Source organism: Burkholderia sp. MS455 (assembly GCF_016899445.1).
Classification (GTDB): domain Bacteria; phylum Pseudomonadota; class Gammaproteobacteria; order Burkholderiales; family Burkholderiaceae; genus Burkholderia; species Burkholderia pyrrocinia_C.
In genome coordinates, this window is sequence record NZ_CP041780.1 from 58670 (window position 1) to 84719 (window position 26050).

Annotated in this window: 26 protein-coding genes and 2 pseudogenes; 21 read left to right on the top strand and 7 right to left on the bottom strand. The window is 61.4% G+C overall.

What is annotated here, in order from left to right; all coding sequences use genetic code 11:
• Nucleotides 1-51 precede the first annotated feature (51 nt).
• From FPJ27_RS35595 to ltrA, 9 genes are all read left to right on the top strand, one after another.
• Nucleotides 52-357 carry a DUF1778 domain-containing protein gene (locus tag FPJ27_RS35595; protein ID WP_204426458.1) on the top strand — a complete coding sequence of 102 codons (306 nt, stop codon included), beginning with the start codon at nt 52-54 and terminating at the stop codon, nt 355-357.
• Nucleotides 354-860, top strand: a complete 507-nt coding sequence (locus FPJ27_RS35600) for a GNAT family N-acetyltransferase (RefSeq protein WP_204426459.1) — start codon at nt 354-356, stop codon at nt 858-860. The genes FPJ27_RS35595 and FPJ27_RS35600 overlap by 4 nt, the downstream gene beginning before the upstream one ends.
• Before the next feature lie 12 nt (nt 861-872).
• Entirely contained in the window at nt 873-1133 is a 261-nt protein-coding gene (locus FPJ27_RS35605) for a hypothetical protein (RefSeq protein WP_204426460.1), read from the top strand.
• A 386-nt stretch (nt 1134-1519) separates the two neighbouring features.
• Entirely contained in the window at nt 1520-2263 is a 744-nt protein-coding gene (locus tag FPJ27_RS35610) for a hypothetical protein (RefSeq protein ID WP_204426461.1), read from the top strand.
• A gap of 75 nt (nt 2264-2338) precedes the next feature.
• Nucleotides 2339-2494, top strand: a complete 156-nt coding sequence (locus FPJ27_RS35615; protein ID WP_204426462.1) for a hypothetical protein — start codon at nt 2339-2341, stop codon at nt 2492-2494.
• 2 nt (nt 2495-2496) lie between these two features.
• Nucleotides 2497-2925 (top strand): hypothetical protein, encoded by a 429-nt coding sequence (locus FPJ27_RS35620; RefSeq protein WP_204426463.1) that lies wholly within the window; start codon nt 2497-2499, stop codon nt 2923-2925.
• A 3-nt stretch (nt 2926-2928) separates the two neighbouring features.
• A complete protein-coding gene (locus FPJ27_RS35625; protein ID WP_204426464.1) occupies nt 2929-4776 on the top strand; it encodes a site-specific integrase in 1848 nt (615 codons plus the stop codon).
• Between the two features lie 717 nt (nt 4777-5493).
• Nucleotides 5494-6819: an IS256 family transposase gene (locus FPJ27_RS35630; RefSeq protein ID WP_239483157.1), complete on the top strand. Its 1326-nt coding sequence runs from the start codon at nt 5494-5496 to the stop codon at nt 6817-6819.
• Nucleotides 6820-6989: 170 nt separating this feature from the next.
• Nucleotides 6990-8501 carry a group II intron reverse transcriptase/maturase gene (gene ltrA, locus FPJ27_RS35635; protein WP_204426495.1) on the top strand — a complete coding sequence of 504 codons (1512 nt, stop codon included), beginning with the start codon at nt 6990-6992 and terminating at the stop codon, nt 8499-8501.
• 117 nt (nt 8502-8618) lie between these two features.
• Here the strand turns inward: ltrA and FPJ27_RS36880 are convergent, their stop codons facing one another.
• The 6 genes from FPJ27_RS36880 to FPJ27_RS35665 are packed head-to-tail and all read right to left on the bottom strand — an operon-like array spanning nt 8619 to nt 16089.
• Nucleotides 8619-9509 carry an SEC-C metal-binding domain-containing protein gene (locus FPJ27_RS36880; RefSeq protein ID WP_275557408.1) on the bottom strand — a complete coding sequence of 297 codons (891 nt, stop codon included), beginning with the start codon at nt 9507-9509 and terminating at the stop codon, nt 8619-8621.
• A 9-nt stretch (nt 9510-9518) separates the two neighbouring features.
• Complete coding sequence (locus FPJ27_RS35645) at nt 9519-9944, bottom strand: hypothetical protein (RefSeq protein WP_204426465.1); 426 nt, start codon at nt 9942-9944, stop codon at nt 9519-9521.
• A gap of 10 nt (nt 9945-9954) precedes the next feature.
• A complete protein-coding gene (locus FPJ27_RS35650) occupies nt 9955-10965 on the bottom strand; it encodes a hypothetical protein (protein ID WP_204426466.1) in 1011 nt (336 codons plus the stop codon).
• A 12-nt stretch (nt 10966-10977) separates the two neighbouring features.
• Nucleotides 10978-13656, bottom strand: coding sequence for a DEAD/DEAH box helicase (locus FPJ27_RS35655; RefSeq protein ID WP_204426467.1), 2679 nt, complete (start codon nt 13654-13656; stop codon nt 10978-10980).
• A gap of 40 nt (nt 13657-13696) precedes the next feature.
• A complete protein-coding gene (locus FPJ27_RS35660; RefSeq protein WP_204426468.1) occupies nt 13697-15406 on the bottom strand; it encodes a phage integrase family protein in 1710 nt (569 codons plus the stop codon).
• A 50-nt stretch (nt 15407-15456) separates the two neighbouring features.
• Nucleotides 15457-16089 (bottom strand): hypothetical protein, encoded by a 633-nt coding sequence (locus FPJ27_RS35665; RefSeq protein ID WP_204426469.1) that lies wholly within the window; start codon nt 16087-16089, stop codon nt 15457-15459.
• A gap of 370 nt (nt 16090-16459) precedes the next feature.
• Between FPJ27_RS35665 and FPJ27_RS36730 the strand changes: the two are divergent.
• From FPJ27_RS36730 to FPJ27_RS35695, 6 genes and pseudogenes are all read left to right on the top strand, one after another.
• Nucleotides 16460-16591, top strand: a pseudogene (locus FPJ27_RS36730) (LuxR C-terminal-related transcriptional regulator); the annotation flags it as partial.
• A gap of 454 nt (nt 16592-17045) precedes the next feature.
• Nucleotides 17046-17261, top strand: a pseudogene (locus FPJ27_RS35675) (ATP-binding protein); the annotation flags it as partial.
• Nucleotides 17258-17476 carry a hypothetical protein gene (locus FPJ27_RS35680; RefSeq protein WP_204426470.1) on the top strand — a complete coding sequence of 73 codons (219 nt, stop codon included), beginning with the start codon at nt 17258-17260 and terminating at the stop codon, nt 17474-17476. The pseudogene FPJ27_RS35675 and the gene FPJ27_RS35680, both read left to right, overlap by 4 nt.
• 245 nt (nt 17477-17721) lie before the next feature.
• Nucleotides 17722-18966 carry a hypothetical protein gene (locus FPJ27_RS35685; RefSeq protein ID WP_204426471.1) on the top strand — a complete coding sequence of 415 codons (1245 nt, stop codon included), beginning with the start codon at nt 17722-17724 and terminating at the stop codon, nt 18964-18966.
• Nucleotides 18967-19007: 41 nt separating this feature from the next.
• Nucleotides 19008-19532 carry a cupin domain-containing protein gene (locus tag FPJ27_RS35690; RefSeq protein WP_204426472.1) on the top strand — a complete coding sequence of 175 codons (525 nt, stop codon included), beginning with the start codon at nt 19008-19010 and terminating at the stop codon, nt 19530-19532.
• Between the two features lie 79 nt (nt 19533-19611).
• On the top strand, nt 19612-20514 hold the full coding sequence (locus FPJ27_RS35695) for a VUT family protein (protein ID WP_239483410.1): 903 nt from the start codon (nt 19612-19614) through the stop codon (nt 20512-20514).
• Here FPJ27_RS35695 and FPJ27_RS35700 read toward each other — a convergent pair.
• The gene (locus tag FPJ27_RS35700; RefSeq protein ID WP_204426473.1) at nt 20511-21116 is read right to left on the bottom strand and encodes a helix-turn-helix transcriptional regulator; all 606 of its coding nucleotides are present in this window, start codon (nt 21114-21116) and stop codon (nt 20511-20513) included. The two genes, FPJ27_RS35695 and FPJ27_RS35700, sit on opposite strands and share 4 nt — an antisense overlap.
• Nucleotides 21117-21397: 281 nt before the next feature.
• Here FPJ27_RS35700 and FPJ27_RS35705 point away from each other — a divergent pair, with 281 nt between their 5' ends.
• The 6 genes from FPJ27_RS35705 (at nt 21398) to pilP (ending at nt 26050) form a co-directional block, all read left to right on the top strand.
• Nucleotides 21398-21658 carry a hypothetical protein gene (locus FPJ27_RS35705; RefSeq protein ID WP_204426474.1) on the top strand — a complete coding sequence of 87 codons (261 nt, stop codon included), beginning with the start codon at nt 21398-21400 and terminating at the stop codon, nt 21656-21658.
• Nucleotides 21659-21793: 135 nt separating this feature from the next.
• A complete protein-coding gene (locus FPJ27_RS35710; RefSeq protein ID WP_204426475.1) occupies nt 21794-22348 on the top strand; it encodes a lytic transglycosylase domain-containing protein in 555 nt (184 codons plus the stop codon).
• 285 nt (nt 22349-22633) lie between these two features.
• On the top strand, nt 22634-23218 hold the full coding sequence (locus tag FPJ27_RS35715; RefSeq protein ID WP_204426476.1) for a TcpQ domain-containing protein: 585 nt from the start codon (nt 22634-22636) through the stop codon (nt 23216-23218).
• Entirely contained in the window at nt 23202-23792 is a 591-nt protein-coding gene (locus tag FPJ27_RS35720) for a toxin co-regulated pilus biosynthesis Q family protein (RefSeq protein ID WP_204426477.1), read from the top strand. Before FPJ27_RS35715 ends, FPJ27_RS35720 begins: the two co-directional genes overlap by 17 nt.
• Complete coding sequence (locus FPJ27_RS35725; protein ID WP_204426478.1) at nt 23793-25439, top strand: pilus assembly protein PilN; 1647 nt, start codon at nt 23793-23795, stop codon at nt 25437-25439. It begins immediately after the preceding gene.
• A gap of 8 nt (nt 25440-25447) precedes the next feature.
• Nucleotides 25448-26050, top strand: a complete 603-nt coding sequence (gene pilP, locus FPJ27_RS35730) for a type IV pilus biogenesis protein PilP (RefSeq protein ID WP_204426479.1) — start codon at nt 25448-25450, stop codon at nt 26048-26050.

Genomic DNA, 26050 nt, shown 5'->3' on the forward strand with positions numbered 1-26050 from the left:
TGTCAGTACGAGGCGTGTATACTGAAGCCCTTGTTGACCGGAGAATCCTTCATGTCCGCGACCCACAGCCCCCCGACCAAGCGCGACACCCTGAACCTGCGCGTGCAACCCGACGAACGTGAGCTGATCGATCGTGCCGCTGCCGCGCGCGGGCAGAACCGCACCGACTTCATTCTGGCCGCCGCACGGGCCGCTGCTGAGGAGACGCTGCTCGAAGCCACGCTGGTGCGCGCCCGTCCCGAGGTCTATGCCGCGTTCGTCGCGCGGCTCGAGGCGCCGCCGGCGCCCAATCCCCCGTTGCGGCGCACGATGCAGACGCCCGCCCCCTGGGACGGCCCCGCGGGACCGGTTGCATGACATTGCGCGCACCCACACCGATTACGCCGGAACACGCGCAGGCCGGGGCGTTGGTAGCCTTCGACTCGGGGGAACCGAGCCTGGACGACTGGCTCAAGCGACGGGCGCTGCGCAATCACGCGAACGGTGGGTCGCGTACCTTCGTGGTCTGTGACGACCAGCGCGTCGTCGCGTACTACGCGCTCGCGTCCGGTGCGGTGGATGTCGCGGCCGCGCCCGGACGGTTTCGCCGCAACATGCCGGACCCGGTGCCGGTGGTGGTGCTCGCCCGGCTCGCGGTGGACCGTGTCTGGCAAGGGCACGGGCTGGGCCGAGCTCTGGTGCGCGACGCGGGACTGCGCGTGATGCAGGCAGCCGACACCATCGGGATTCGTGGGTTGCTTGCGCATGCGCTGTCGGCCGACGCGCAGCGCTTCTATCTGCAGGTGGGGTTTGAGCCATCACCGCTGAATCCGATGACGGTCATGATTACGCTGGCCGACTTGCGTGCGGCGTTGACATAACCCACTCGCGGAATGGCCAATTGTCCTCAGCAGCTGGCGCAGCTGCAACTGCGCACCTACAGCCGGACCGAGTTCACCGCGCTGCGCGCGCGCATGAAGGGCTGGCTGATCGAGACGATGCGGCGGCTGTCCTTCGATCCCGACCCGGAACCGCCGATCGACGGCGAACAGTGGGCCCGCGTGTGCGGCTACATCGCGCTCGGGCTCGCCTGGCACCACGGGCCTCGACCGATTGCCCCGCACGCGGTGGCGTCCGCGAACAGGTTGACGTGACCGGGGCAGGCAACGTTCGAAGACCGGTTGGCGCGCTGCGAGGCCGGGGGCCGCGTCGAACATACGATCGGAAACGGTGTGTTCGAGTACCGTGGCGTGTACCTGCGCACCAATCCGCGCATCACCTTATGGCAGATGAAGTTCTTCGGTGGGGTCGAGCTTGGCAGCCATCGCCAGCGTGGCGAGACGGCACGCAGCCGGTGCGTCGCGACCCACGACGCGCGGGATGGGATCGCGGCACGCAATACGCGCCGGGTGCCGGGGCGCGCACCGATAGGACTCGGTGCGGCCCACGGTGCACCGGCCGGACCAGCGTGATTTCGCTGCCAGGCCGCAACGATTGTGACCACGACGGCTTTCACCAACCCACCACGAGGAAACCCTCCATGATCGAAGTCCAGCGCCTGCAGGCCGGCGTCTCACTCGAAGGCCCGCATTACATGATCCAGCTGATCCCGGTCAGCTCGGCCGACGTGCTCGGTTCGCCGACCGTGATCGTGAGCGTGCTGGCGCGCCCCGCGCTGACTGGGGACGATCGGAATGTGCGCCTTGAGGCCTACGACGTTCGGCACGCGTGCCGGCTGGCCGACATCGCCGTCGACGCGCACGAAATGCGCTGCCTGCGCATCGCATATGACCGTGCGCCGCTGTTCCGCGAGGGCTTCACGCTGGCGCTCGAGGAAGGCATGGCCGAGCAGCTGGCGGCCTACCTGCCGCGCATCGACCTGATCAGCCTGGTCGCCACCGGCGTGAGCGAAGCCATCAAACCGAAGCTGGGCCGTGCGCCGGCACCGCACGAGCAGGCGGTGATCGCGGACGTCGTGGCCAGCACGGTGCTCGACCACAGCACCCCGGCGCAGGCGATGGCGTTCGCGATGGGTTGGGGCAGCGCATGCGTGTTTTCAGAGACGCGGGGCGACCATCCGGACTATGTCGCGCTCGGGGCGGCCCTGCGCACCCCGCTGTCGTCGCCATGCTTCAGGACGCCCAGCGAGGCCGGTGATGCGCGCCGCGCACCCCGTCGCAACGCCGTCGGCCGAACGGCGGCGGATCCAGCTCACACACCACGGCGCCGACGCGTGCCCGGTGCGTCTGCCACAGGAGCGGCAATCATGATGTCGTATCCGTAGTTCACGGAACTCGCCGAGTGGCAGATTCTCGGCGACCGCGCACGCTCCAATCCGGTGGGAGGAAACGCGGCGCTCGTGCCCGACCTCGCGCAGGCCATCGCACGTGGCGCGTTCAACCGGTGGCGGGCCAGTGCGCTGCAAGGATTGGCGGCCGCCGAGCGGCCAACCTATGACGTGGACGTGGCGCGCCTGGCCGCCGCGGTCGACGCGTCGTTTCTCGAACCACGTTGACTATGCGAAAAGCTTCTTCACGCGGCCGCCGGCCGCTGACCAAGGCGCAGCTGCTGCCGATTCCGGCCGGTGAACTGCGTCGGATCCAGCTGAAGTACCATGTTGCGCTGGCGGCACTGCGCGACGCGCACGACGACGTCGCGCAGCTGGCGACCCTGATGAACGCGATCACCCTCGCGTACTTCCTCGATCCCATCGATCCAGGACCGTATCGACGGGCCGAGGCGGCCCTCCGAGAGTGCGTCGGCAGAGCGGAGCGGGGCGAGTCGAGCGCGCTGACCGACCTCGAGCGTGCCACGGTCGAGCACGGGCTCGCACGCCTGGACGCGCAGCTGGCCGCGGTGCCGATGCACCGCTACGTCGCGGCATTCGAGCGGCTTCAACGCGTCACCGCGGCCGAGGTGGTCGTCTCCCCCCTTCCTGCGGGCTGAGCCATGGCAAACCGCCCCCAGCAACTGGCTCAGATGCCCTTGCGGAGCTACAGCCGCACTGAGTTCACGGCGCTGCGCGCACGCGTGAAAGGCCTGCCGATCGAGACGATCGAGCGGCTGTACTTCGATCGCGACGCCGCCGAGCCGGTCGATGTCGCGCAGCTGCTGCGCACGATGCGCGATGACCTGGTGGCAGCCGCACTGCGCGACGGGTCGCCGGTATTGCAATCGCACCTGCAGGCGGCGATCGCCAAATACGGCGAGCCGCGCCTGACCCCGGTGTCGCTGCAGCTGATCGAGCAGGTCGCCGCGCAGTGGGCGGTCGCGACGCCACGGGCCGAGCATTCGGTCGGCCGATGGTTCCGCTCGCTCGTCGCAGCACGCCTGGAAGGCGAGGGCATCCGCACGCTCGGCGAGCTCGTCGCGTTCGTGAACCGCCGCGGCGGGCAATGGTGGCGATCGGTGCCGCGCGTTGGCGTCGGTCGCGCCCGCGTGCTGGTCGCCTGGTTGAGACGTCACGAAGCGTCGATCGGTGTGACCGTCGAGGTCGACGTCGACGCCAGCGACGCACTCGCACCCACGGCGGCAGGCGTCACCGCCGGCGCCGGGCAGCTGGCCCCGCTCGAGCGTTTGACGCTGCCTGTCGAGCTGTCCGGTGCCCACGGGGCGAACCGCGCGCCCGTGTTCGCGTATCTCGGGGCTGCGCACGATCTCGATGCGGTGCGGGCGTACCTGCATCGATACGACGACCGGCCCGCGACGCAGCGGGTCTACAAGAAGGAACTCGAGCGCCTGGTGTTGTGGTGCGTGGCCGAGCGGGGCGTGGCGCTGTCGTCGATGCGGGTCGAGGATTGCGAGGCATACAAGGCGTTTCTCGCCGCGCCGGGCGAGCGCTTCACGGGGCCGCCGGTCGCGCGCACGAGTCGCCAGTGGCGGCCGTTTGCGCCGGGCGGCTTGGCGCCGGAAAGCCAGCGCTATGCGGTGCGCGCGATTCGCGCGGCATTCACGTGGCTGGTGGCGGTGCGGTATCTGGCCGGCAACCCGTGGGCGGCCGTTTCGGATCCCAGTGTCATCCGGCGCGTGCGCAAGCTGCAGGTCGAGCGGGCGTTATCGCTCGACCTCTGGACGCGAGTCCGCGCAACGCTGGCCGAACGCAGCGAGCTGCAGGGCCCGAGCGGGCCGCGCTGGCGCGCCGCGCGTGCGCTGCTCCTGATGATGGGGGATGGCGGTCTGCGGATCGCCGAGGCGGCCGCGGCGACGCGGGGCGCGCTGGTCTGGATGCCGGCGGAGGACGACACGCCGGCCAGCTGGTTGCTCGAGGTGATCGGCAAGGGCAACAAGCAACGCTACGTGCCGATCAGCGACGCGTGTGTCGACGCGCTACGCGCGCACTGGTGCGATCGCGGCCAGGATCTCGACGCTGCGGCCGCAAGTGAACCGCCCGGCTTGTCGCTGGTGGCGCCGCTGGTCATTCCGCCGACGCCGCGGGCCCGCGAGAAATTCGGCGAACCCGCCGATGCCGGCGAACCTACCCGCGGCACGACAATGGGCGGCTATTCGGTGCGTGGTGCGCGCGGACTCACGCAGTGGGCGACCAAGCAGCTGCTCGAGGTGATGCCGGACCTGAACGAGGCCGAGCGGCGCAAACTGGCCAGTTCGTCGCCGCACGCGTTCCGGCATACGGTCGGCACGCAAATGCTGGCCGCTGGCGTCGCACTCGAAGTCGTGCAGCGCACGCTCGGGCACGCGTCGCTCGGCACGACCTCGATCTATGTGTCGCCGGAAGAGGCACGGGTGCGGCGGGAGGCAGCGAAGTACCACGCACGCCTGGCGAGCCGGAGTGGCGAGTAGGGTACTGCTGCGCGCTTCGCTTTATCGCAAGCTGTCAAACGAAGAAAAGTTGATACGAATTTCCACTAAAGTTGAGACTTTCACGATCAAGCGACGAAAACCGGATGAGTGAGCCTTTTGTGGTAAGGGTTTTCGGTCGATTGAAGTAAAAATGCAACGTGCGACCTGAAAGTCGCTTGAGTTTCTGTTTCACGGGAGAATTGATGACTTGATGAAACCGGTTGTTCCATCAACCGTTCCCTACCTGGACATGCTGAGCCGGTAACAGTTCGGTGTGGAGCTTCAGGGACAATGTAACCACCGGGTTTCCGGCACACCGAACCGTGAGGGGAAGTGGAATCTGCCAGCACGAAGGCGGAGAGGTGCTAGGGATGGGCGGCTACGACCAACACATGTGAACTTCTGATAAACGTCGTTATTTACAACAAGCCAAACGTGCTGAAAGGCTTGAACCAAAACGGTATGCGGTATGGAGTGGCCACTGTTACATTGGCCACCATGGACGAAAGCCGCCGGCGAAAAGGAAGGGTCCGCCCCGCTCGGAAACTCATGCGGAACAGGGTAAGCCCATCGCGCTGCCGGCAACGGCAGGTGAACCGCAAGGAACACTGTTGGCGCGGTGGGTAAAGGATTGCGGAGAAAGCGAAGAGCTATCGTTGAAAGTGGTGTATGCGGCGTAGGGTTGAGGCAGGAGAAGGCGGTGGCGATTGAAGGAGAATGTTGCTTCTCACGGTAACACTTCCTCAATCGAACTCCACCACCATGGCGAAACTTACGCAGGATACGAGCGGCAGTCAAACAACAGAAGCAGACATCAAGGGTACGCCCGGCCTGGACGATCTGATCCAGCAAGGGGCGCGGCGGATCATCCAGCAGGCAATCGAGGCGGAACTGGCGGCAATGCTCGAACAGTATTCGAATGTGAAGACGATCGATGGCCGGCGCGCTGTCGTGCGCAACGGGTACCTGCCAGAGCGCGAGATCGTCACGGCAGTCGGTCCGGTGCCCGTTCAGGTGCCGAAGGTCCGCGATCGTTCGGGCTCCGGCATCAAGTTCAATTCGACGATCGTGCCGCCCTATGTGCGCAAGTCGCCGCGCGTGTCATCGTCGCTGCCGTGGCTGTACCTGCGAGGAGTCTCAACCGGCGACATGGGCGACGCACTGTCCGAGCTGCTCGGCGAACAGGCTAAAGGGCTGTCAGCGAGCGTCGTGAGCCGCCTGAAGGCCGCCTGGTCAGAAGAGTACGAGAAGTGGAACAAGCGCGACCTGTCCACCTCGCGCTGGGTCTACTGGTGGGCCGACGGCATCCATACGCAAGCCCGCGCAGAGGATTCGGACGGGCAGTGCCTGCTGGTGATCATCGGCGTGAAACCGGACGGCAGCAAGGAGCGCGTGGCGCTCAACGACGGCTATCGCGAATCGAAGGAATCCTGGAAAGAGCTGCTGCTCGATCTGAAGAAACGAGGTCTGCAGGCGCCGCCGCTGCTTGCCGTCGGCGATGGCGCGATGGGGCTGTGGGCGGCGCTTGAAGAGGTGTTCCCGCAGACACGGCACCAGCGCTGCTGGTTTCACAAGATCGGCAACATACTCAACGTCATGCCCAAATCGCAGCACGGCAAGGCCAAGGTTGCGCTCGCCGAGATCTGGAATGCCGCGACAAGAGCCGACGCAATCGCCGCGTTCAACCAGTTCGTCGACACGTACGCGGCCAAGTACCCAAAGGCCGTCGAGAAGCTCACGAAAGACCGCGACGCACTGCTCGCGTTCTACGACTTCCCGGCCGAACACTGGCAGCACGTGCGGACCACGAATCCGATTGAATCGACGTTCGCGACGGTGCGCCACCGCACGAGCCGCACGCGCAACTGTCTGTCGCGCTCGACCTTCCTCGCGATGGCGTTCAAGCTGATCGAAGCGGCCGAGCAGACCTGGAGGAAGATCCGCGGCGTCGACAGGATCGAACCGCTTCTGAAGGGCATTCCCTTCAAGGACGGCACCCCGGTGATGGAAAGCACACCGGCTCCTCAAGCGCTAGCCGCCTGATCATGCCGCCCGACCCGCGTACACCAGTCTTGACGATTGCTCAAAGCGAATGCCTGTCTGTAATGGACGGGATACGGGTTGCGACATTACCCGACGCGAAAGCGGGCAGACTTCCGCATGGTCATTCATGGCGAAAGAACTTTGACAAATCGTTATACGGGGGAAAGCAGATGACGGTGAGCGATGCGACAGCGTCCGGAACTGGTGCACCCTCGCGCGCTGCACCGATGTGGGATCAGGCAAACTGGCCGCACATCGAGGCAGAGGTGAAACGACTTCAGGTGCGCATCGCCAAGGCCGCTCAGGCCGGCCGGTGGGGCAAGGTGAAAGTCTTGCAACGCCTGCTGACCCGCTCGCACCACGGCAAGATGTTGGCCGTGAGACGAGTGACGGAAAATCGTGGTAAGAGGACGCCGGGGGTGGACGGCAGAATCTGGTCATCTCCGGCAGCCAAATGGAAAGGAGTGTTGTCGCTGCGCCATCGCGGTTATCGTGCGCTGCCGTTGCGACGTGTTTATATTCCAAAGAGTAATGGGAAAAAGCGTCCGTTAGGAATCCCGTGTATGCGGTGCCGGTCGATGCAAGCTTTGTGGAAGCTCGCCCTGGAACCCATCGCGGAGACCCTCGCTGATGCCAATTCCTACGGCTTTCGGCTCGAGCGCTCGGCCGCCGACGCCATCGCACAGTGCTTCATCACTCTGGCTAAGCGTAAGTCACCGGAGTGGGTTCTAGAGGGGGATATCCGAGGCTGTTTCGACAGCTTCAGTCATTCGTGGTTCCTCGAGCACATACCGATGGATAAGGAGATCCTGCGCAAATGGCTTGAAGCCGGATATATCGATGAGGGAACCCTGTTCGAATCACGGGCTGGTACACCCCAGGGGGGTATCATTTCGCCAGTGATCGCGAACATGGCGTTGGATGGGCTCGAAGCTGCAGTCTACGCAAGTGTGGGAACATCCACACGGGCCCGCCAAGCGGCCCAACTCAATGTCGTCCGCTATGCCGATGACTTTGTGGTGACTGGTGTATCGAAAGATGTGCTGGAACTCAAAGTGCTTCCCGCAGTCAGGCAGTTCATGGCTGCCCGAGGTCTGGAACTCTCGGAAGAGAAAACCAGAATCACACACATAGCGACGGGTTTCGATTTCCTCGGCCAGAATGTACGCAAGTACAACGGCAAACTGCTGATCAAGCCAGCGAAAAAGAGCATCAGGTCGCTGACTGAGAAGGTCGGGGCGATCATCAAGGACAACGCGAGCGTCACGCAGGAGGTGTTGATACACCAGCTTAACCCGGTTATCCGCGGATGGGCACAGTATCACCGCCACATCGTGTCGAAAGCGATCTTCTCCTCGATAGACTCGCACATTTGGCTACGGCTCTGGAATTGGGCGAAGCGTCGCCACCCCATGAAAGGAGCCCGGTGGGTTAAGCAACGGTACTTCCGGCACAACGGGAACCGGGACTGGATTTTTGCAACGAAGGGCCAAACCGCGGGTGTTCCCCACGGTCTGCAACTCTTCCGCGCAGCGACGGTTGCGATACAGCGACACGTCAAGATCCGTGGATCGGGCAATCCGTTTGACCCGGCATGGGACACGTACTTCGTCCGCCGTCGAACCACGAAACGCTCCGGTGAGTGGTCCGGTGCCCACAAAGGTGCTGACGGAATGGCTTGAGCCGTATGCGGGGTGATCCGCCCGTACGGTTCTTAGGGGGCGGCGGCGCAGCAATGCGCCGCTGCTACCCGACTCTTCGGATTGGCGATCGCGGCTGGGATTCGCTGTTTTCACCGGTCACGCGCCACAACACTTCTTGTGCTTCTTTCCCGATCCACATGGGCAGGGATCATTTCTGCCCACCTTCGGTTCGGCCTTGGCGGGCGCCACGAGGCGTTCGCCCATCGCCTTGACGAGTGTGTCTCGATGCGAGAGACGCTCAAGGTGTCGTGGATGTCGCAGACGGAACGCGTCCCAGAGTTGTTCGAGACGCGCGCGGTCGCGATCCGTCTCAGGCTCGAGCCGGATGTTGCCGCCAAGATGGACATTGACGTGCCCCGGCGAGGACGTTTCTCCGGGAAGGGTCGGCTCGAAGTGCAGGTTCACCTCCGCACAGTCGCAAGTGGGAATCGGGCAATGGAAATCCCAAGCCTCATAGACATGATCATCGAGCACGTACAGATCCTGCCTGACATCTTCGTACATCTCGTGCCAGGCCAGTTGCCCTCCGCGTTGCCAACCGTGAATCTTTCCAGGGGCGCTGAGCGCTGCCTCGACTGGGTCGGGCAGGCCCTTGCCGCGATACCAGAGGCGTCCGATGGCATCGAGCAGTTCACCGTCGATGTGGCCCACAATGGCGGCGACCTCGGGATGCTGCGCCAGATCCAGTCGTTCGTCGCTGTGCGGTTGCAGCGCTTGCGCGGTGTCGATATCCAGACCAAACACGACGAGATCCGCGCATGTCCGGGCCACCTCGCGATAATGTCTGCCCTCGGTCACCCATGCCTGCCAGACCGGCGCGCCTCGCGCTTCGAGCGTTTCTCGTCCTTCGTGCGTTGCTAGCACCAGCGCGCTGCGGCACGGGCATCGCGGCGTCGGACATGTATGCACCCATATCCAGGGCGAGTCGGTTCCAGCCAGCCTGAACAGGCCATCGTCGGGCGAGAGCCGGGTAGTTCTCTGATTCATGTTGGCATCTCAGTCAAGAATATCGAGTCCGTTGTCAGCGCACCATTGTCTCATCGCTTTTTCGACCGAGTCGGCTTCAAACGCATACCAGTGCTCCAGAACGCCCTCGCGCTCGAGTAAATCCTTGAAGCGTGCGTAGGCCCCTTGCCGCCGGAAAAATCCTTCGACCTGATCGTAACGCGTAGGCAACTGCTCGGTGGCAAAGCGCAGGGCGAGACTTGTGCCAAGATCGAGCTCGTTCTTATGCGGTATCGCGAGGTAGTGATTTGAAGTTTCGAGATCCTCAGGAAGGTCCTCATCGAACGCGTCACTGAAATCGGAAGCCCAATAGACTTGGCCCGTCTCGAGCGAGACATACGCGTGGTGCTCCATCGGCGCGCCATAGCTGACGAAGTCAAAGGCCGCGGAGAGATCATCGTATTTGACGGCAACCATGACGTCGCGCTCATTTGGACGTTTTGGATTTTTGCCGGGATGTTGGCGTCGCCCGCGAACGGGCGGGCGATTTTTGCGAGGCGGTCGAACGGGTCACCTTTGGCGTGTCCGCGCCTGCCTTGCCAGTGGGTTTTGCCGGAACGACGGACTTGACCGCTGCTCTGGGCGCCGCCGCTTTGCCTTTCGTGGTCGATTTCGCGCTCGCTACCGGTTTCGATCGGGGCGATGATGTGGGGGGGCGACTCGTTCGCGCAGCGGATTGCTTGCTTGCCCGTTCGCGGGCGGCAGGTGGTTCGGCGAGCGGCCCAGTGTCGATTTCGATACCGAATACGTCACCCAGAGCCGCGTGGTCGAGGAGCTTGCCCGATGCCGGTGCACTTCCGGTTCCGGACAACTCGGTCCCCTTGCTGTTGACGAGCTCGACGGGATCCACGCCCCGGAGCGTGAAGAGCAGCTCGGGCTGCTGGTCGAGCCGGGCACCGACACCATACAGCACCGCAGCGACATGCTTGCACATCGACGCCCAGTCCAGGCAATTGCAACCGAACTGGATATCCTTCGGTGACGGAAAGAGCCCCGTGCCCGGCTTGCAGATCCGTTCCATCACGGCGCTCGACAGCTTGCCTTGCAGCAGCTCGACCATCGAATCGATCGATGACGCACGGTCAGTGCTCAGCGCACGCCAGTGTTGAGTGGGACACGCCATGACGTCGATCTTGATGGTGTAGAGGCTCGACCCCATGACCTGCGCGTGGATTTTGCCCACCGTGATTTGTAGATCGATCACCGAACCGTTGCGCACGTAGGTGCGCCCGCGCGGCAAGCGACTGTCGTAGTCGCTGTAGCGCTCCAAGTTATCGCACCACGCCTTGCCCCAGAAGGTTTTCGCGATGGCGCCGCGATACGGCGGGATGGGCGACAGGGTCTTACCGGCCTTGATCGCCTTGGCGACCAGCTGTTCGGCTTGTCTCCGGCGTTCCGCCACCGGGACATAAGGTTTCCATCCACCGTAATAGCCCATCACATTCCCTGATCAGTTTTCCTGCGCGCAATGTATGTCGAGCTTGACGAGATCGAGCAACTCCCGATCGCTCATCTCAGTCAGCAGCAGCTCCGCGCCCCCTTCGAGTACATCTTTCACCAGTTGTTGCTTGGTTTCGATCAACTGGTCGATCCGATCCTCGACCGTGCCTCGGCAGACGAACTTGTGCACCAGAACGTTCTTGCGCTGGCCGATCCGAAAGGTCCGGTCCGTTGCCTGATTTTCCACGGCCGGATTCCACCAGCGATCGAAATGAATCACGTGGGAAGCGGCTGTGAGATTCAACCCCGCTCCGCCCGCCTTGAGCGACAGCACAAAGAACGGTGTCAATTCGTCTTCCTGAAATTGCTTGACCAGCTCGCGCCGTTTTCCGACCGGAGTGCCGCCATGCAGAATCAATCCCTCGCGGCCGAACAACGATCCGAGAAACGCTGCCAAGGGCTCGGTGGTTTCGCGAAACTGCGTGAAGATCAGCACTTTCTCCTGTTTCGCGGCAATCACTTCGACCAGTTCGCGTAGGCGCGCAAATTTGCCGCTGGCTTCGGGTTTCCATGCCGCGTCGCCGAGCCACTGGGACGGATGGTTGCATATTTGCTTGAAGCGCATCAAGTAGCTCAACACGATCCCTTTGCGCTCGATGCCTTGCGTACCGTCGAGCGCGGCGGCCAGGTCTTGGACCGCACGCTCGTACAGCGCGGCCTGGACGGGGCTCAGGTGGCACCAGGTCTTGAGCTCGGTTTTTTCCGGGAGATCGGCGATGACGTGTTTGTCTGTCTTCAGGCGGCGCAGAATATACGGTCGCACGAGCGCGCGAAGCGGACCGAAGTGCCCGGCTTTCGCGAGACGTTTGCTGAATCCGGCAAAATCCTTCGCCGAGCCCAACAATCCCGGATGCGTAAAATCGAAGAGGGACCACAAGTCTGCCAGACGGTTTTCCACCGGGGTGCCCGTCAGCGCGATGCGCGCCTGCGCCTGAAGCTTCTTGACCTGCTGGGTCTGTCTGGCACCGGAATTCTTGATCGCCTGCGCTTCGTCGACGATCGCGAGGCGCCAGCGGATCGTCGCCAGTGCGGGTTGACGAAGCAACGCGCCGAAACTGGTAATGACGAGATCGGTCTGGGCGAGCCCTGCCTCATCGAGGCCGCGCAGGTCCTCGGCCGGCGTGACAGAAGGGTGGGCGACTAGTATGCGCAGACTCGGCGCAAAACGTTCGGCCTCCGCGACCCAGTTGGCCAATAAGGACGCTGGCGCGACGAGCAGGCTCGGGCGGGGATCGGGTTGTTCGCGCTTCAGGATCAGGAGCAGTGCGAGGATCTGAATCGTTTTACCGAGCCCCATGTCGTCGGCCAGACAGGCGCCCAGCTCAAGTCGGCTCAGGAGGTAGAGCCACTGCACGCCAGCGTGCTGGTACGGTCGAAGCTGCGCGCGCAGCTCGGGGCCCGGTTCGACACGCGCCAACCCTTGCGGTTCGCGCAGGTTCTGAAGGGTCTCGGCCAGCCAGGGACCGGCCACGACCTGCGCCCAGTCGCGTTCTTCAGGCGCTTCAGCATCATCGCCCGACATGCCAGCCAGCAGGCGCAGCGCGTCGTTAAGCGGCAGCCCCGATTGCGCGGCTTGTTCGAGGTCTTCGAAGCGTTGCAGCAGGCGGCCAAGTTTTTGGGTATCGATCTCGATCCAGCGGCCACGGATCCACTGCAGGCCATCGGCGCCCTTGAGCAGACTTCGGACTTCGGCAGGGCTTAACGGTTCGCCTTCGAGCGAGACGGCCAGGTTGAAATCGAGCAACGCATCCTTGCCGACGAGCGACGGCGGTTTCGTGCCGACACTGGCCGTGACGCTCGGCCGGGCGGGACGGCCCGTCGTCCACGTACCGGGCAGCCGGACGATGATGCCCGCGGCCTCGAGCGCCGGTAAATCGTTGAGCAGGTGCCAGGCATCGGCCGGGGTCCAGCGCAGCGGATGATAGATCTCGCGCGATTCGAGCATGGAGCGCACCCAGTCGCAGCGCTCGGCTGCCCGCTGAACGGGGACCAGCAGCGACAGGAGCTGCGCCTTGTTGCGCGCGCCGGCGAATTCCTCGAGTGAGCGTGACAGGGGCTGATGCTGGGTCTTGCCATGCGCGGAGAGGCGTGCCGTATAGGTCGCCAGAAAGGCAAAGGGAGCGTCAGGGTCCTTTCGATTCTCGGCAAGGTTGAAGTGGACGCGCCCCACCAGATTCCAGGTGGGGTGACGTGACTTGAGAAAGGCCTGAAGCGAGCCCCCAGTCTCGTCCATCTCCTGCCGCAGGGCGGTCTCGATCTCGCCCCACAATGTCGCGAGCACTTCCGGCGTGAGATATTCGACGCCCGTCATGGGGGGCGCATCGTTGATCAGCCGTTCGAGGTCAATGGCGTTTGGTTCGGCGACGGCGATGTCTTCGTCGTCGGCCGTCGTGCATAACGCGGTGACGTAACGCACGGCAAAGTCGCGCCACCAGCCCCAAGCGGGCGGCAGTGCGCGTCCGATTGCCGTGCTGCCAAGATAGAGCAGGCCGGAGCCAGCGCCAGCGTGGAAGGCGTCGCCGAGCGTGAGACCCTCCGGCAGAGGGGGAGCATCGGTTTGCGGCACGGCGAGAAGATGGCCTGCCGGCGTGATGTTGGGCGCAAGACGATCCGTTTCGTTCAAATGCATGATGGTCGGGAAGTGTCACCAGGAGAGCGGAAAATCCTCATCAGCCGGGCCGCCGTGGCGCAGCGCGCGAACGGAACGCCGCGGCGATCTGGCGGTCGCGCTTGAGGTCGTCACCGTGCAGGTACATCGAGGTCGTTGCGATCGAGGCGTGGCGCAGGTTATCGCGCACGCTGGTAAGCTCCGCGCCATGTGCGAGGGCATGACTCGCATGCGTGTGCCGCATCCAGTGGGGGCTGGCGCGGCGCAACTTTTCCGCGAGGTCCGGATGATCGTCGTTCAGTACTTCGGCGGTCTTCAGGAAGAACCGACGCATCACGCGCCACAGGTGCGCGCCGGTAATGCCGACGCTCCCGTCATCGCCGAGACTGGCGAGGATCGGCGTGGTAGGGTTCCAGCGTTCCCGCGTGAGCGGCAGGCGCCGCTCGAGCAGATACTGGTCGAGCGCACTGGTGGCCAGCGGTGGCAGCGCCACCCTGCCGGGCGTGCCGCCTTTGCCAATGAGGTGGAGCCACGGTTCGCCGCGTTCGCCGGGGCGAATGTCGCGCAGCACGGCACCGACGAGCTCGCTTGCGCGCAGGCCCGTCGCGTAGCCGAAGTCCAGCAGGAAGCGCAGCCGCTGTGCGGCTGGCCCGGACCAGCCATACGACCATTCGAGCCCGTCCGCGACGGCCCGCAGCAGCAGCCACTCGCCTTCGGAGAAGCCGCGCGCGGTATCGAGCGCCGGGCGCATCACGTGGCCGCGCACCTTGATGCCGGCGAACGGGTTGGCTAGCACGTAGCGCTGCTCGATGAGCCAGCGCAACAGCGCCGAGAGGACTGTCAACGCGTACGCGGTCGAGCGTGCCGACAGGCCGCCCGTGAAGGGGCGCCATTCAACCGAGTCGCGTGGTCGCGGCGGACCCACCCAGCGCTCGCGCGGTGTGGGACGCCGCACGAAGGCACGGTACGCGATCGCATCGTCGGTCGTGAGCGACGACAGCGCGCGGCCACGCTCGACGATGGCCCAGAGGATCAGCCGCTCCGCCTCCTTGCGATAGGCGCGTTGCGTCGTCGCCGTCTCGTGCAGCGCGAGCCAGGCCTGTACCGCTTCGTAGTCGTTTGTTGCGTTGAGTGTGCACGCATCGCGCGGTGCCCGGAACGTGCCCTGTGAGCCGTTGACCTCGTGCGGCAGGCGCAACCGTTCCCACGGCACGATACCGACTGGCTGGGCAATCGCAATCAACGCACGGGCTCGTTCGGTCAAGGCAGGGCATGCGGCGAAAAAGGCTTCGATGGCTTGCGCGCCGGTCGCCCCGAGCCCCTTGATCCTGGTCCACCATTGGCGCCGGCGCGGAATGCGTACGGTCAGATCCGCGAGCGTGCGGATGCCGTGGACATGCAACGCGCTGACCGTGCGCGGCGCGAGCCACAGCGCGACATCGTCGGTGACCTGTGGCTGCGGCGCTGGCAGGGATTGCAGCGTCCTGATCGCCCGCTCAGCCGCGCCCGCACGGTCGTGTCGTTCCGCTATCGTGTGTTCGAAGACGGCGGCCAGATCGGGCCGATGGCGGCTGTGTGCAAAGGCAACCAGTTGCCGACGGATATTCCCGATGAGACCGCGCGAGGATTCACCGGCTGCCCTGCGCCCGGACAGGTAGCGGGCCACCGCGGCGCGCGAGGACAGGCCCGCATACCAGCCGCGCAGTGCGGCAAGCGAGTCAGCGTCGGGGAAACCCTGATCGACACAGCCCTCGGTTTGACGCGTTTTCATGACATGAACTTACGGATCCTGATATCAGTGATTCGATAATAATAATTATCTCACTGCTTCGAATTTTTCGACATTTCGCTGAGCGGAAAAGGCTGTGCACCGCTATGAAAAGGCGAGTGCAGGCGTGCCAGTTCGGCGGGCCGCACAAGTTGCGCATGAAACAGATATTTTCCACGGGCGCGCATGAACAGGACGATGCGCGACCATACCCAGGCTGATCTCGCCAGGTCTTCCGATAGCCAGACGAACATCTGGTCCCGCCAGCGATCAGGTGGAACATCAACGGGACGGTGTGGTGCGTGGGCCAGCCACCCGGTCAGGCCAACGGCTGGCATCGAAGGCGCGTCGACCGGTGAGTATATTCGGGAGAAGCCGTACCAGCTGATTGACCAGCCCAGTGCAGTGGCATGATCTGCGTCCATGTCCTGAGTGTGGACGACAACTTCATCGCAGCGATTCGCCCCGGGCAGACGTACGGGGAGAATTCCTCGGGTATCACCAAAGAGTGCGTGCCCGACATGCTTCAGAACCTGTTCGTACGCCAGAAAATCGTTGCCGAAATGTGGCCAGTCGTCACGGGCATAGGGCATCGTGCCGGTTTGCCTATCTTCGTCTGGCAACGAAAGAACCTGATTTCCCCACGTTATGGCGACTTCGCTGAAAGGTCGCTCCAGCAGTTCCATCGGTGACGGAGGAGGTACCTCGTAAAGTCGGTTCAAGAGCCGTATATGCCGGGCCCGGCATGCCATCCGGATTTCGATTCCTGCCGCCGGCGGAGAGACGAACCTACCCGTTACCTGATCACGTGGCTGGGACGGCGTGATCGCGACGGGCATCATCGTGTCAGCGACATGGACCTGCCAGCGTTTGAGGATCCGGGCCGCGCGGCCGGTGATCGGCACACAACGTCCGGCGTGAGTATTCCACACTCATCCGAGCGCAGATTCCACGAGCATCCGAGCGCACTTTCCACGCGTAAGCGAGCAGTAAGCAGACGAGATCCGACGCGGGATAACCCGTGGCACGCTGGACGATTTTTTGTCGAGCGTTCACATGAAAAGGTTATCTATGCGGCAAATCAGGGAAGTCCTTCGCCTCCAAGCCGGCGGGCGTAGTCATCGCGAGATCGCGGCGGCGCTGCGGCTGTCGCGCGCGACGGTCTGGGAATATCTCGAGCGCGTGCGGCGTGTGCAACTCTCAATCGAGCAGGCGCTCGCGATGAGCGACGACGCGCTCGATCGTCTGCTGTTCCCGCCGGTGCCGGGCTCGAACAACAAAAGTCGCCCGCTGCCGGACTGGTCACGACTTTTCTTCGTGGGACGGCCGTGGAGGTACTACGACCTTGGTCACGGGTTGTGCTCATATGAGTTCTTTGACCGATGTCCACATCGCATGGCGTGTGCGCGTTGCGACTTCTACATTCCGAAGGATTCATCCCAGGCCGACTTGCTCTCTTCGAAGGCGGGCATGATCAGGATGTTGCAGGAAATTCCACTCACCGATGACGAACGTGCGGCAATCGAAGGTGACCAAGAAGCTGTCGAACGTCTGCTTCGGCACCTCGAGGGGGTACCGGCACTCGACTGGCTCACCGTCCCAAAAAGGAAGAAACAAAGGTAGAAAAAACCCTCAATTCCATATAATGACGACCAACAAGCCGTTCAAGGAGTGGTCGGACGTGTTCTCGAACGCCGCCTGCGTGGTGTCACTGGTCGACCGCCTGGTGCATCGCGCCGAGGTGATCTCGATCGAGGGCGAATCATACCGGCTCAAGGAAGCGCGCGAGCGTAACGAGGCCCGGGCCCGGCAGCGCAGAACCCGCAGGCCTGCGGCGAAGAAGGTGGCAACATCATGAACCGCACGCCACTGTTGCCTTCGGGACGCCGGCGCGGTCTACCGTTCGTCGTGCCTGACGACTGGACGCCTGAGCAGGCGCTGGCCGTGTTCGAGCTGCTTGATGACCTGCTCGCGACGATTACCGATTTCTACGGTGATCAGCTCCACGAACAGTTGCGCGAACTGCGCGCGTCACGAAACGTTCGCACGCGAAAACGCGATCCGCCGTTCTGAACGGCACCGAGCGCATCACATCGAAGGGGCCGCGAGGGCCCCTTCGTACTTGAGCAAATTACTCGACATTGCGCCGCCGTTTAAGCGCGGTTCTAGACCGCCATCAACACTCCTCCAGGCTCCTTCATCGTTGGACAGTACTTGCTGACTACGCAATCCAAAATACAAGATATTTCCTATCCAAATTATTGCGACAATGTGATTGCATCTCACGATGCTCCGCAACATCTCTTTTTCGAGAAAGTATGAGCCGCTCAGTCGTCTGCTTCTTTTACTTCCAGGTTGCTACTGTTAATTCGGCATCCATATTTCTACTTGCAATGAACTCCACGGAAACGCTGATGTTGGAAACGAATTCTGTGCGTAGGCTTGGAATGGGGAAGTTGGGCTTCTCAGCCAAAGCCGTCTTCAGCCGCGGTTATCGTCCGGCCGGTGCCACGGAAACAATCGCGATCGCCGTCACCGACTACGAAATGCATTGTTGGGGCGCTCGTGTGGGAGAAACTGCCGTTCGCGAACTTACGAACGAAGACGAGGACGCGGGGAGCGCTCCCGCTATCAACCAGATGTGGAAAACCATCGAACCGAGGAGTAATTTTGATGTGTTTCGAGATAAAATCTGCCAATTCCCCTTACCTACAAAAACATCTTTTTTGACCAATCCGCTTACGCTGTATGTCAAAGGTAATCTTGGCAGTATTCTCCGCCTCTGCCGGAGTGTGCCTTTGCACTGGCTATTTGCGATAATGGCGATAGGCGATGTTGAGGAGTCTATAGGTCGAAATGCGCAAGCACAGGAAATGGCAAAATCTTCTGCCAATTATTTGAAGGGGAAAATCGATTTTCCTAATGTTGTTGCGAAATCGGCTATCTATCAGTTTCGTTATGGCAATGGACACGTTGATCTCGGTTGGCTTGGGACGATTGGATTGATGTCACGCCCTAGCGAGCGACTCGTCACTCTCGTTAATATTCAAGGAGTCGCACTTCAAGCGTGGCCGCCCCCAATTGGTGAGGTAGTAAACAATGGCGATCGGGAGTACATTATCAATCAGCTCAATTTTGCAGTGGACGATTTATATATCGGTACGCCCGCAATTGGACGAGTGCCTAACACGCTGACACTGCAATTTACCCGGAAAATTTTCGATCGGGATGATCGAGTGGCCGGTGCTGTTGTGTCGGAACCGACCGACTGTTACACGAGAAGCTTCGCGAATCAGACGAATCTTGGGGCCAATGGCCAACTACTTGCGTTCCGTATGGACGGCCGACTTCTCGTCCGCGCATCGTCAAATAGGCAGCCAACTTCAAGCGGAAAATCCCTTGACCAATATCCATTAGGCAAGCCACGGGGTGTATTTGCACGGGATCCACTTGATCATCGCCTGCGCCTCTATGTTCGTGAATCGCCTCCCGGTTATCCAATAACTGCAGCAGTAGCGTTATCGAAACAGGATATATGTGGCGACTACGAGCTAACGCTTTAGCAATTTCTATAACACTCGGTTTTGTTTACGTTGGGGATGGTATGGCGAAGGATCGCAAGAGCAAGGTCGAAGGATCAAAGGAATTTTGGATCAAGAAACTTGGCCTCGAAGCGCACCCCGAGGGCGGCTATTATCGGTTCGCATTCGGTTCAGACGTGGTTCGAAAGACAGCAAACGGCGCTGAAAGAAGGGATTACAGCGGAATCTATTATATGGTGACGCATGATAGTCCGTCACATTTTCATCAGATGAAGTCCGATGAAATCTGGTATTACCACTCCGGAGCTCCGTTGACGATGCACTTCCTCGATGGGGCCGGGAAGTACCATACCGCGCGACTCGGCCCCAATATCGAGCACGGCGAGGCTCTGTCCATTGTCATGCATGGAGGGTGGATTTTCGGTGCATCCGTCGATTCGGGCGATTTTACCTTGGTGAGCTGCGCGGTCGTTCCAGGGTTCGACGATGTGGATTACAAAATACTTACGCAGTCGAAACTGTTGGGAAAATATCCGGAATATCGGGATGTGATTTTGAAAATGGCATACCAAAGCCTACCCAGATGAACATGCTGGCGCCGCGTTAAGGTTGTAGGTAGTGTTTTTTGGTGTCGTTTGCGTGGATGGATTTCGGACGGGGCTGATCATGTCAACAGCGAACAGTATTCCAACCTGCCAAGTAGAGGCGGTTCTTCCAAAAGATGGCGGGAAACGGCTATCGATTGCAAGAGTGCGTGTAAATGAAACAGGCGTATCTTTGAAGCTTCCGGTTGCCGAGTTGCTTGAGGCCGACTGGATCGGAAAATTCTCGGTCAATGACGTTGCGCTACTCGCCACCGTAAACGCCAACGACGTGAATATAAAGAACATCACAGAACGGAAGCCCCATTTTCCGTACGCGATAATCTACCTCACCGCATTGTTTAGCATCATGCTGGTGACCACCAATCTGATTGGCGATAGCATTTCCACCTTCAGACTGCCATTTTTCCCTGAGTACAACGTGCTGTTTCCTACAGCCCTCGTTGTCTTTCCATTGACATATTGCTTTGGCGCATGTGTAACCGAGACGTATGGTTTTGTTGTAAGCAGACACGTGATTTGGGGCGCATTTCTGGTAAACATCCTTGTCGTTGCAATTATCTTGTCCCTTGAGAAGGCAGGGCTGCTTGGGGGAAGTATCCTCGGTGTATCGCAGCAAATGGCAAGGGCGTTAGGGGCGTCCGCGATTGGCTATTTTGCCGGGGAGCTTTCTAACTCGCTGGTGGTGTCTCGGTTGAAAATAACCTTGAAAGGCCGCGCACTGATCTTCCGCTTCATTGCGGCCAATGCGGTCGGCGCAATTTTGGACAGCATATTGTTTGGCACTCTTTTGTTTTATGGGGTTGTGCCACTTGAAGTGTTGATAAAAATTGTCATTGCGCAAATAACAATAAAAATGATATATGAAATGGTGTTTTCGGTCTTGTTCTCGAGAATCGTCGTTTGGATAAAGTCGCGAGATGGTGTCGATCACTACGATTACAAAGTGAACTTCATCAGAGGTTAGCGTCCAATTATGATTTCCAGAACTTTTCCAACAAGAAGTTGCTTTTGAATTACGACGGAGCGCCGCTTAGATGTCGACTCGATATCGAAACCGATCAGCGCCGCTCCGTCCGTTATTTTTATGATCGAGAATGTTTTTTCGTCGATTTCTACCAGCACCAAATCGCCTGAGTCAAGCGATTCATGGTCTCCGATGACCAAGATAGCGTTGGGCGGAAGGGGCTCGGTGCGGCTTTGCGGGGCGAGTGTAATGGCGAAACGGCTCGAATTGATGTTCGACACCTTCAACCAATGCTGATCATGCCGCGGGGCCGCAGCCAAGTGGGCCGCGCGGAGGCTGCGCTGCTCGTAGACCGGCACGAAGCCCCTATTCTCCTCGCCGAACAGCGTGGACATCGGAACCCCAAAGAACTTCGCGATCGCCGAGATCGTGCTCAGTCTCGGATCGGTTGTCTCCCCCGACAGAAGACGGCTTAACGTCCCGCGGTCTAGATTGATCGCGCGCGACAACTCCGCGTCGGTGACGCCAGCCTCCTGCTGCAGCTGCTTGACCGTAGCCACGAAGGTGGCCGCCAGGGTCGCTAGATCTTCCTTATTCTTCACTTGTTGTAACAGACCCTAAATTTCGGTTCGACAAAGTAGTTGAAAATTTTCAACAGCCTGTTAGAGTTGGTGACGCCGTCTACTGTTGGGGCAGCCGGCAATGGTCACGGTGAAGGGGTGATCATGGTCTGGTAGGAAGAATTGCAAAATGTATTGTTTTGCATTGCTATTTGTGTTGTAATGCACTGCGCATAGATAGGCAGTGCAAGAAATTGAACAGAACCATCCGAATCGGTAGCTATCGCTTTACTATCTTCCAGTTAAGCACATTGGAGGGTGGGTTGAGCAAGATCACTGAGGCGGAATTCAGGGATGCGGCGAAGAACAATGCCATCAAGCATGCGTCGGTGGTACGCACAGATGAGGGTTATCTCTTTGTCGTAGAGCTGTCTTGGAAAGAGGGCATGCACACACTGTATACGTTTCGGAATGAACCGAGAACGTGGGCAAGTCTGGACCGAATGATGAAGTATTTCGAGAAGCACGAGCTGAACGTGAACGTGATCAGCTTGCAGTGGAATCTGAAAAAAGGCGATAAGTAAGTAACACGCTGATAGTGATAAAGGCGGTCGGCACCAGTGCTACCAACACTGCGCCGACCTAGCCACAGCGGCGCTCGTACGAGAACGTAGTGAGTTCTGAGCGAGGCCCAATAAGTAATCGAGCGAGGCCCACCAATGGCTGGCTATATTGTATGCGATCTTGGACGCTACAGGGTTTTCCTGGTATCCGTAGTCGTCCTTAATTCGTTATTGTTCGTAACGAACACCCGTGCTGACTGCATTGACGACGCGGCGGCCTATCACCACATCAATCCGTCGCTCGCGCGCGCGATCGCAGCGGTCGAATCGAGCTTCTCGCCGGTTGCGTACCACCGCAACTCGAACGGCAGCGAAGACATCGGGCTGATGCAGATCAACTCCAGTTGGCTCCCGACACTGTCGCGCTTCGGCATCTCGCGCGCTTCGCTTTTCGATGCCTGCGTAAACGCCTACGTTGGCGCCTGGATCCTTTCGCAAAATATCTCGCGCCTCGGGCTGACTTGGGATGCTGTGGGCGCGTACAACGCCGCCTCACCGCGAAAGCGCGTCCAGTATGCGCGGCGCGTCTACGCCGAGCTTCTCCGCTTTGTATCAGGTTCACCGGCGACTCGCTCGGTTGCTTCGGTTGCGAGCACTGCGGTGCCGACAGCCGTCGACACGGCCCGCAGATTGGGACCCGAAGCGGAATAGGCGAGAGCGATGAAAGCAATCACGTCTGCGGGATTCAATCAATTCATAAGTATTACTAATCGATTGGACGAGTCGGGCGCATCCGAAGCACATCTCGCGCAGACCCATCGTCCGACATTGCGTGCCTCGTACCCCGTCAGTCCGACTCCCCTCACTGTAGGGCTTAACGGTGGCTTCGCCAGACCAGGTGCTTTCGGATTCGCGTCTGGCGCTTTTTATATCGCGCGCTACTTGCGATTTGTGCAGGTCGCGATCGCAAGCCGTTACCGATATCCCGGAGATCCGATGAAACGGTCACGCCTCTCGCGCATGTCGTTCGCTGGCGGTCTTGCTGCGTTCGCCATGATTGCCCTGTCCGGCTGCGCTGCCGGCGGTGACAGGGCGACGGCCGATTGGGCGCCCGCCGCTCGTCAGACCACTGGTCACTATCAGCGGGTCTGCTCGCTTCCCGCGAATACCGCGGCTCAAGCTCATGCGCCCGGACAGTCGCGCGGATCGCTTGCTACGCAGGTTGCGGCCGCACTCGCGCCCGCCGGGCCGGCCTTCGATCTGCGCGCGGACGACAAGACGCTGGCGATCTCGCTCGCGCGCTGGACAAGCATGACCGGTGTGGCGATGCGCTGGATGACGCCGCTGCAGGTGCCGGTAACGGCCGATAGCCGTGTCGCGGGTGATCTGCAGACCGCAATGAAGTCAATTTTCGCGGCGGTTACCGAGGCAGGCTATCCGCTCACGATCCTGCAGGTAGCCGACGGCAAAACTTGGATCGTCACGGACGCGAGCGAATTCAACGGCAAGCCTCTGTTCGGGAATCCGTCGACGAATCTGGCTCCGGTGCCGAAGGGGGCGAGCGATGCGAAAGCACATTAACGCGTCGGTGCGCAGCGCGGTTGTGGCCGCTGTCGCGCATGCGATGAGTCCAGCTGCGATCGCTGGGGATCTGCAAGCTCAACCCAATGCGCCGGCGATCCATCTCGCGCCCTATCTCGCGCGCTACAACGCGCCGGCACAGGTGGGGTCCGCCGGCACCGCCACAAGTCCGCTCGCGCTCGCGTCGTCGGGTACAGCGATTACCCCGCTGTCGTCGGATGCTCCGCTCCCTTCTGCCGCTGCGAGCAACGTAGCACCGGCAGCGTCGCTGTCGCTGTCCGAAACGGTTATTGCTGCGCCGGTCGTCGATGTACCGTCCAAGCCGCTCCACCATCTCGTTGGCGGAGTGTCACTCGAATCGCAACTGCGTCAGTGGGCTAAATCGGATGGATGGTCGCTGTCGTGGAACGTGGGGCCGGACTGGATCGTGCCGAATGACGCGGACTACGCCGGAGACTTTCCCGAGGCCGCGACCAAAGTACTTGAGGACCTGGCCGCGAATGGCGCTGACGTTCGCGGAGATGGTTACTTGGACAACCGGACATTCGTCGTCCATGAAGCGGGGAACGACTAAATGCGACCTTCCTTCTTGTCTCCCGCGTTTGCGCTTGTGCCGGCAGTAGCTTTGACGCTCACCGCATGCGCGATTCGCGACATCCGTACGGAACAGCAAGCGGCGACGGACCAGGCCCGCGCTCAGATCGCTCAAGCGCCGGCGAGTCGCGCCGTCGTCAAGATGCATAAGCGTGCATGGCTGATGGGCGAACAGATCGTCGCGGGCAAGCCGCAACCGGCTATCTACGACAAGGCAGCGTCGTACACGTATCCCGCTGGCTCGCTTGCCGAGGTTGCGCAGTGGATTACGCGCACCACCGGCGTGCCCACCGAGCTTGACTCGTCTGTCACGAGCTCGACAGCGACGCCGTCGGCATTTCCTGCATCGAGTGGGGGTGCGATGCCGTCGCCGTTGCCCCCGGGCATGCCTGGTGTTCCGGCGGGCCAGCCCATCATGACGGCCGCGGCTGCTTCGGCGAACATCGACTCTGCGCGTGTGCTTACCTACAAGGGAACGTTCAAGGGGTTCCTCGATCAGCAGCAGGCTCGGTTTGGCGTATGGCATCGCTACCGCGACGGCGTCATCACGTTCTTCAAGCGCGAAACTCGGGTGTTCTCGTTGCCGGCGCTTTCGGAAACGTCGGGAATGGAAAGTTCGATTACGACCAGTTCGAACTCGTCGAACGGCGCAAACGGCTCTAGCGGTGGCAATTCGGGCAGTACGTCCGGTGGGAATTCGCAGCTCTCGACGCTGAAAGTCACGATTGCGCCGTGGAAACAATTGCAAGCCACTGCCTCGGCCATCGCCGGCACCGGTGCGACGGTGACAGCGGATCCCGACCTCGGGGTGCTGGTCGTGAACGGCACGCCAGCGCAATGCGACGCGGTTGACGGGTGGATGAAGTCGCTGACCGCGATGTACAGCAAGACGATCGCGGTGGACATTCATCTGTATTCGGTGCAGGCGGACCAGAACGAAAACTACGGTGTGGACCTCGCACTCGGCTACAAGAGTGCGACGGGCCACACTTCGGTCGGCATCACCGGTGCGGCCGTGCCTACGATCAGCGGCGGCGGCTCCGGCATGAGCTTCGGCGCGAGCATCCTTTCCGGCCCGTTCTCTGGCACCAAGGGCGCTATTAAGGCCCTGTCGAGCCTCGGCAACGTGACCACGCTGCTGTCGAATGCTGGCGTCACGCAAAACGGCAAGAAAGTCACGCTGCAGGACGGCGAACAAATCCCGTACTTGCCGCAGACTCAGAGCACGCTGGCCGCGAACGTCGGATCGTCGTCGTCTGCGACCGGGCAGTTCCAACCGGTCGGCTTCACCGGCCAATTCCTGCCCAAACTCGTCAACGGCACGATCGTGATGGATTTCTCGCTCACGCTGAGCCGCCTGATCGAAATGGTATCGCTGCCGCCGGGATGCTCCTCGAACAGCACGCAGTCGTGCCTGACGATGCCGCATCTGAAGAACTACGACCTGCAACAGATTGTGCCATTGAAGTCAGGTGAATCGCTCGTGCTCGTCGGCATGCAACGCTCGGATAACAGCACGCAGGACAACGGCGTAGGTTCACCCTTCAATCCCATCCTCGGTGGCGGCGTCGACGCTCGTCAGCAGCGCACGCTGCTTGCGATCGTGATCACCGCGCGACTGTTGTGAGGCATCGAATGAACATTCGCTCGCATTTTTATCCGACATCCGTTCGCGTGCCCGTGCTGACCGGTTCGGTGCTTGCGTTTGCGTTGCTGCTCGCTGTCCATCCGAGAGCGATCGGCGCGCCGGCGCTGCCGGTGCCCGCCGGCGCAGTGCCGGCATCGCAAGCCAGCAGTACCATCGCCGCAGCTGTCCACGCGTCGACGCCTACTGCAGCCATCACCACGACCGACAGTGACGAGCTTGCCTTACTGCAGTCGCGCTTGCAGGTTTTGCGCGTCAAGAAGGAGATCGCCGAGGTCGAAGCGGCGATCGACAAGGCAAAACAACCGGCGTCGAGCGGTATACCACCCGCATTGAGCGGCCCATTGCCGGCCGCGGGTTCGCCCATCCCAGGCACGCCACCCACCGACATTCGGATGTCGGCGGGCAGCGATATGACGCTTGTCGGGACGGGTTCGTATGATGGCCGGTCAATGGCGACGCTGGTGATCGGCGGCGTTGCGCGCGATGTCCGGGTTGGCGACACGCTCGACGATGGCTGGAATGTCGCGCGAATTGAAGGCAACCGCGTGCAGCTGACGCGCGCGGGCCGCGTACGGTGGGTGAGGCTTTGA

Coding starts and splice junctions, on each gene's coding strand:
- FPJ27_RS35595 (WP_204426458.1), top strand. CDS start 52: ATGTCCGCGACCCACAGCCCCCCGACCAAGCGCGACACCCTGAACCTG.
- FPJ27_RS35600 (WP_204426459.1), top strand. CDS start 354: ATGACATTGCGCGCACCCACACCGATTACGCCGGAACACGCGCAGGCC.
- FPJ27_RS35605 (WP_204426460.1), top strand. CDS start 873: ATGGCCAATTGTCCTCAGCAGCTGGCGCAGCTGCAACTGCGCACCTAC.
- FPJ27_RS35610 (WP_204426461.1), top strand. CDS start 1,520: ATGATCGAAGTCCAGCGCCTGCAGGCCGGCGTCTCACTCGAAGGCCCG.
- FPJ27_RS35620 (WP_204426463.1), top strand. CDS start 2,497: ATGCGAAAAGCTTCTTCACGCGGCCGCCGGCCGCTGACCAAGGCGCAG.
- FPJ27_RS35625 (WP_204426464.1), top strand. CDS start 2,929: ATGGCAAACCGCCCCCAGCAACTGGCTCAGATGCCCTTGCGGAGCTAC.
- FPJ27_RS35630 (WP_239483157.1), top strand. CDS start 5,494: ATGTTGCTTCTCACGGTAACACTTCCTCAATCGAACTCCACCACCATG.
- ltrA (WP_204426495.1), top strand. CDS start 6,990: ATGACGGTGAGCGATGCGACAGCGTCCGGAACTGGTGCACCCTCGCGC.
- FPJ27_RS36880 (WP_275557408.1), bottom strand. CDS start 9,509: ATGAATCAGAGAACTACCCGGCTCTCGCCCGACGATGGCCTGTTCAGG.
- FPJ27_RS35645 (WP_204426465.1), bottom strand. CDS start 9,944: ATGGTTGCCGTCAAATACGATGATCTCTCCGCGGCCTTTGACTTCGTC.
- FPJ27_RS35650 (WP_204426466.1), bottom strand. CDS start 10,965: ATGGGCTATTACGGTGGATGGAAACCTTATGTCCCGGTGGCGGAACGC.
- FPJ27_RS35655 (WP_204426467.1), bottom strand. CDS start 13,656: ATGCATTTGAACGAAACGGATCGTCTTGCGCCCAACATCACGCCGGCA.
- FPJ27_RS35660 (WP_204426468.1), bottom strand. CDS start 15,406: ATGAAAACGCGTCAAACCGAGGGCTGTGTCGATCAGGGTTTCCCCGAC.
- FPJ27_RS35665 (WP_204426469.1), bottom strand. CDS start 16,089: ATGGAACTGCTGGAGCGACCTTTCAGCGAAGTCGCCATAACGTGGGGA.
- FPJ27_RS35680 (WP_204426470.1), top strand. CDS start 17,258: ATGAACCGCACGCCACTGTTGCCTTCGGGACGCCGGCGCGGTCTACCG.
- FPJ27_RS35685 (WP_204426471.1), top strand. CDS start 17,722: ATGAGCCGCTCAGTCGTCTGCTTCTTTTACTTCCAGGTTGCTACTGTT.
- FPJ27_RS35690 (WP_204426472.1), top strand. CDS start 19,008: ATGGCGAAGGATCGCAAGAGCAAGGTCGAAGGATCAAAGGAATTTTGG.
- FPJ27_RS35695 (WP_239483410.1), top strand. CDS start 19,612: ATGTCAACAGCGAACAGTATTCCAACCTGCCAAGTAGAGGCGGTTCTT.
- FPJ27_RS35710 (WP_204426475.1), top strand. CDS start 21,794: ATGGCTGGCTATATTGTATGCGATCTTGGACGCTACAGGGTTTTCCTG.
- FPJ27_RS35715 (WP_204426476.1), top strand. CDS start 22,634: ATGAAACGGTCACGCCTCTCGCGCATGTCGTTCGCTGGCGGTCTTGCT.
- FPJ27_RS35720 (WP_204426477.1), top strand. CDS start 23,202: ATGCGAAAGCACATTAACGCGTCGGTGCGCAGCGCGGTTGTGGCCGCT.
- FPJ27_RS35725 (WP_204426478.1), top strand. CDS start 23,793: ATGCGACCTTCCTTCTTGTCTCCCGCGTTTGCGCTTGTGCCGGCAGTA.
- pilP (WP_204426479.1), top strand. CDS start 25,448: ATGAACATTCGCTCGCATTTTTATCCGACATCCGTTCGCGTGCCCGTG.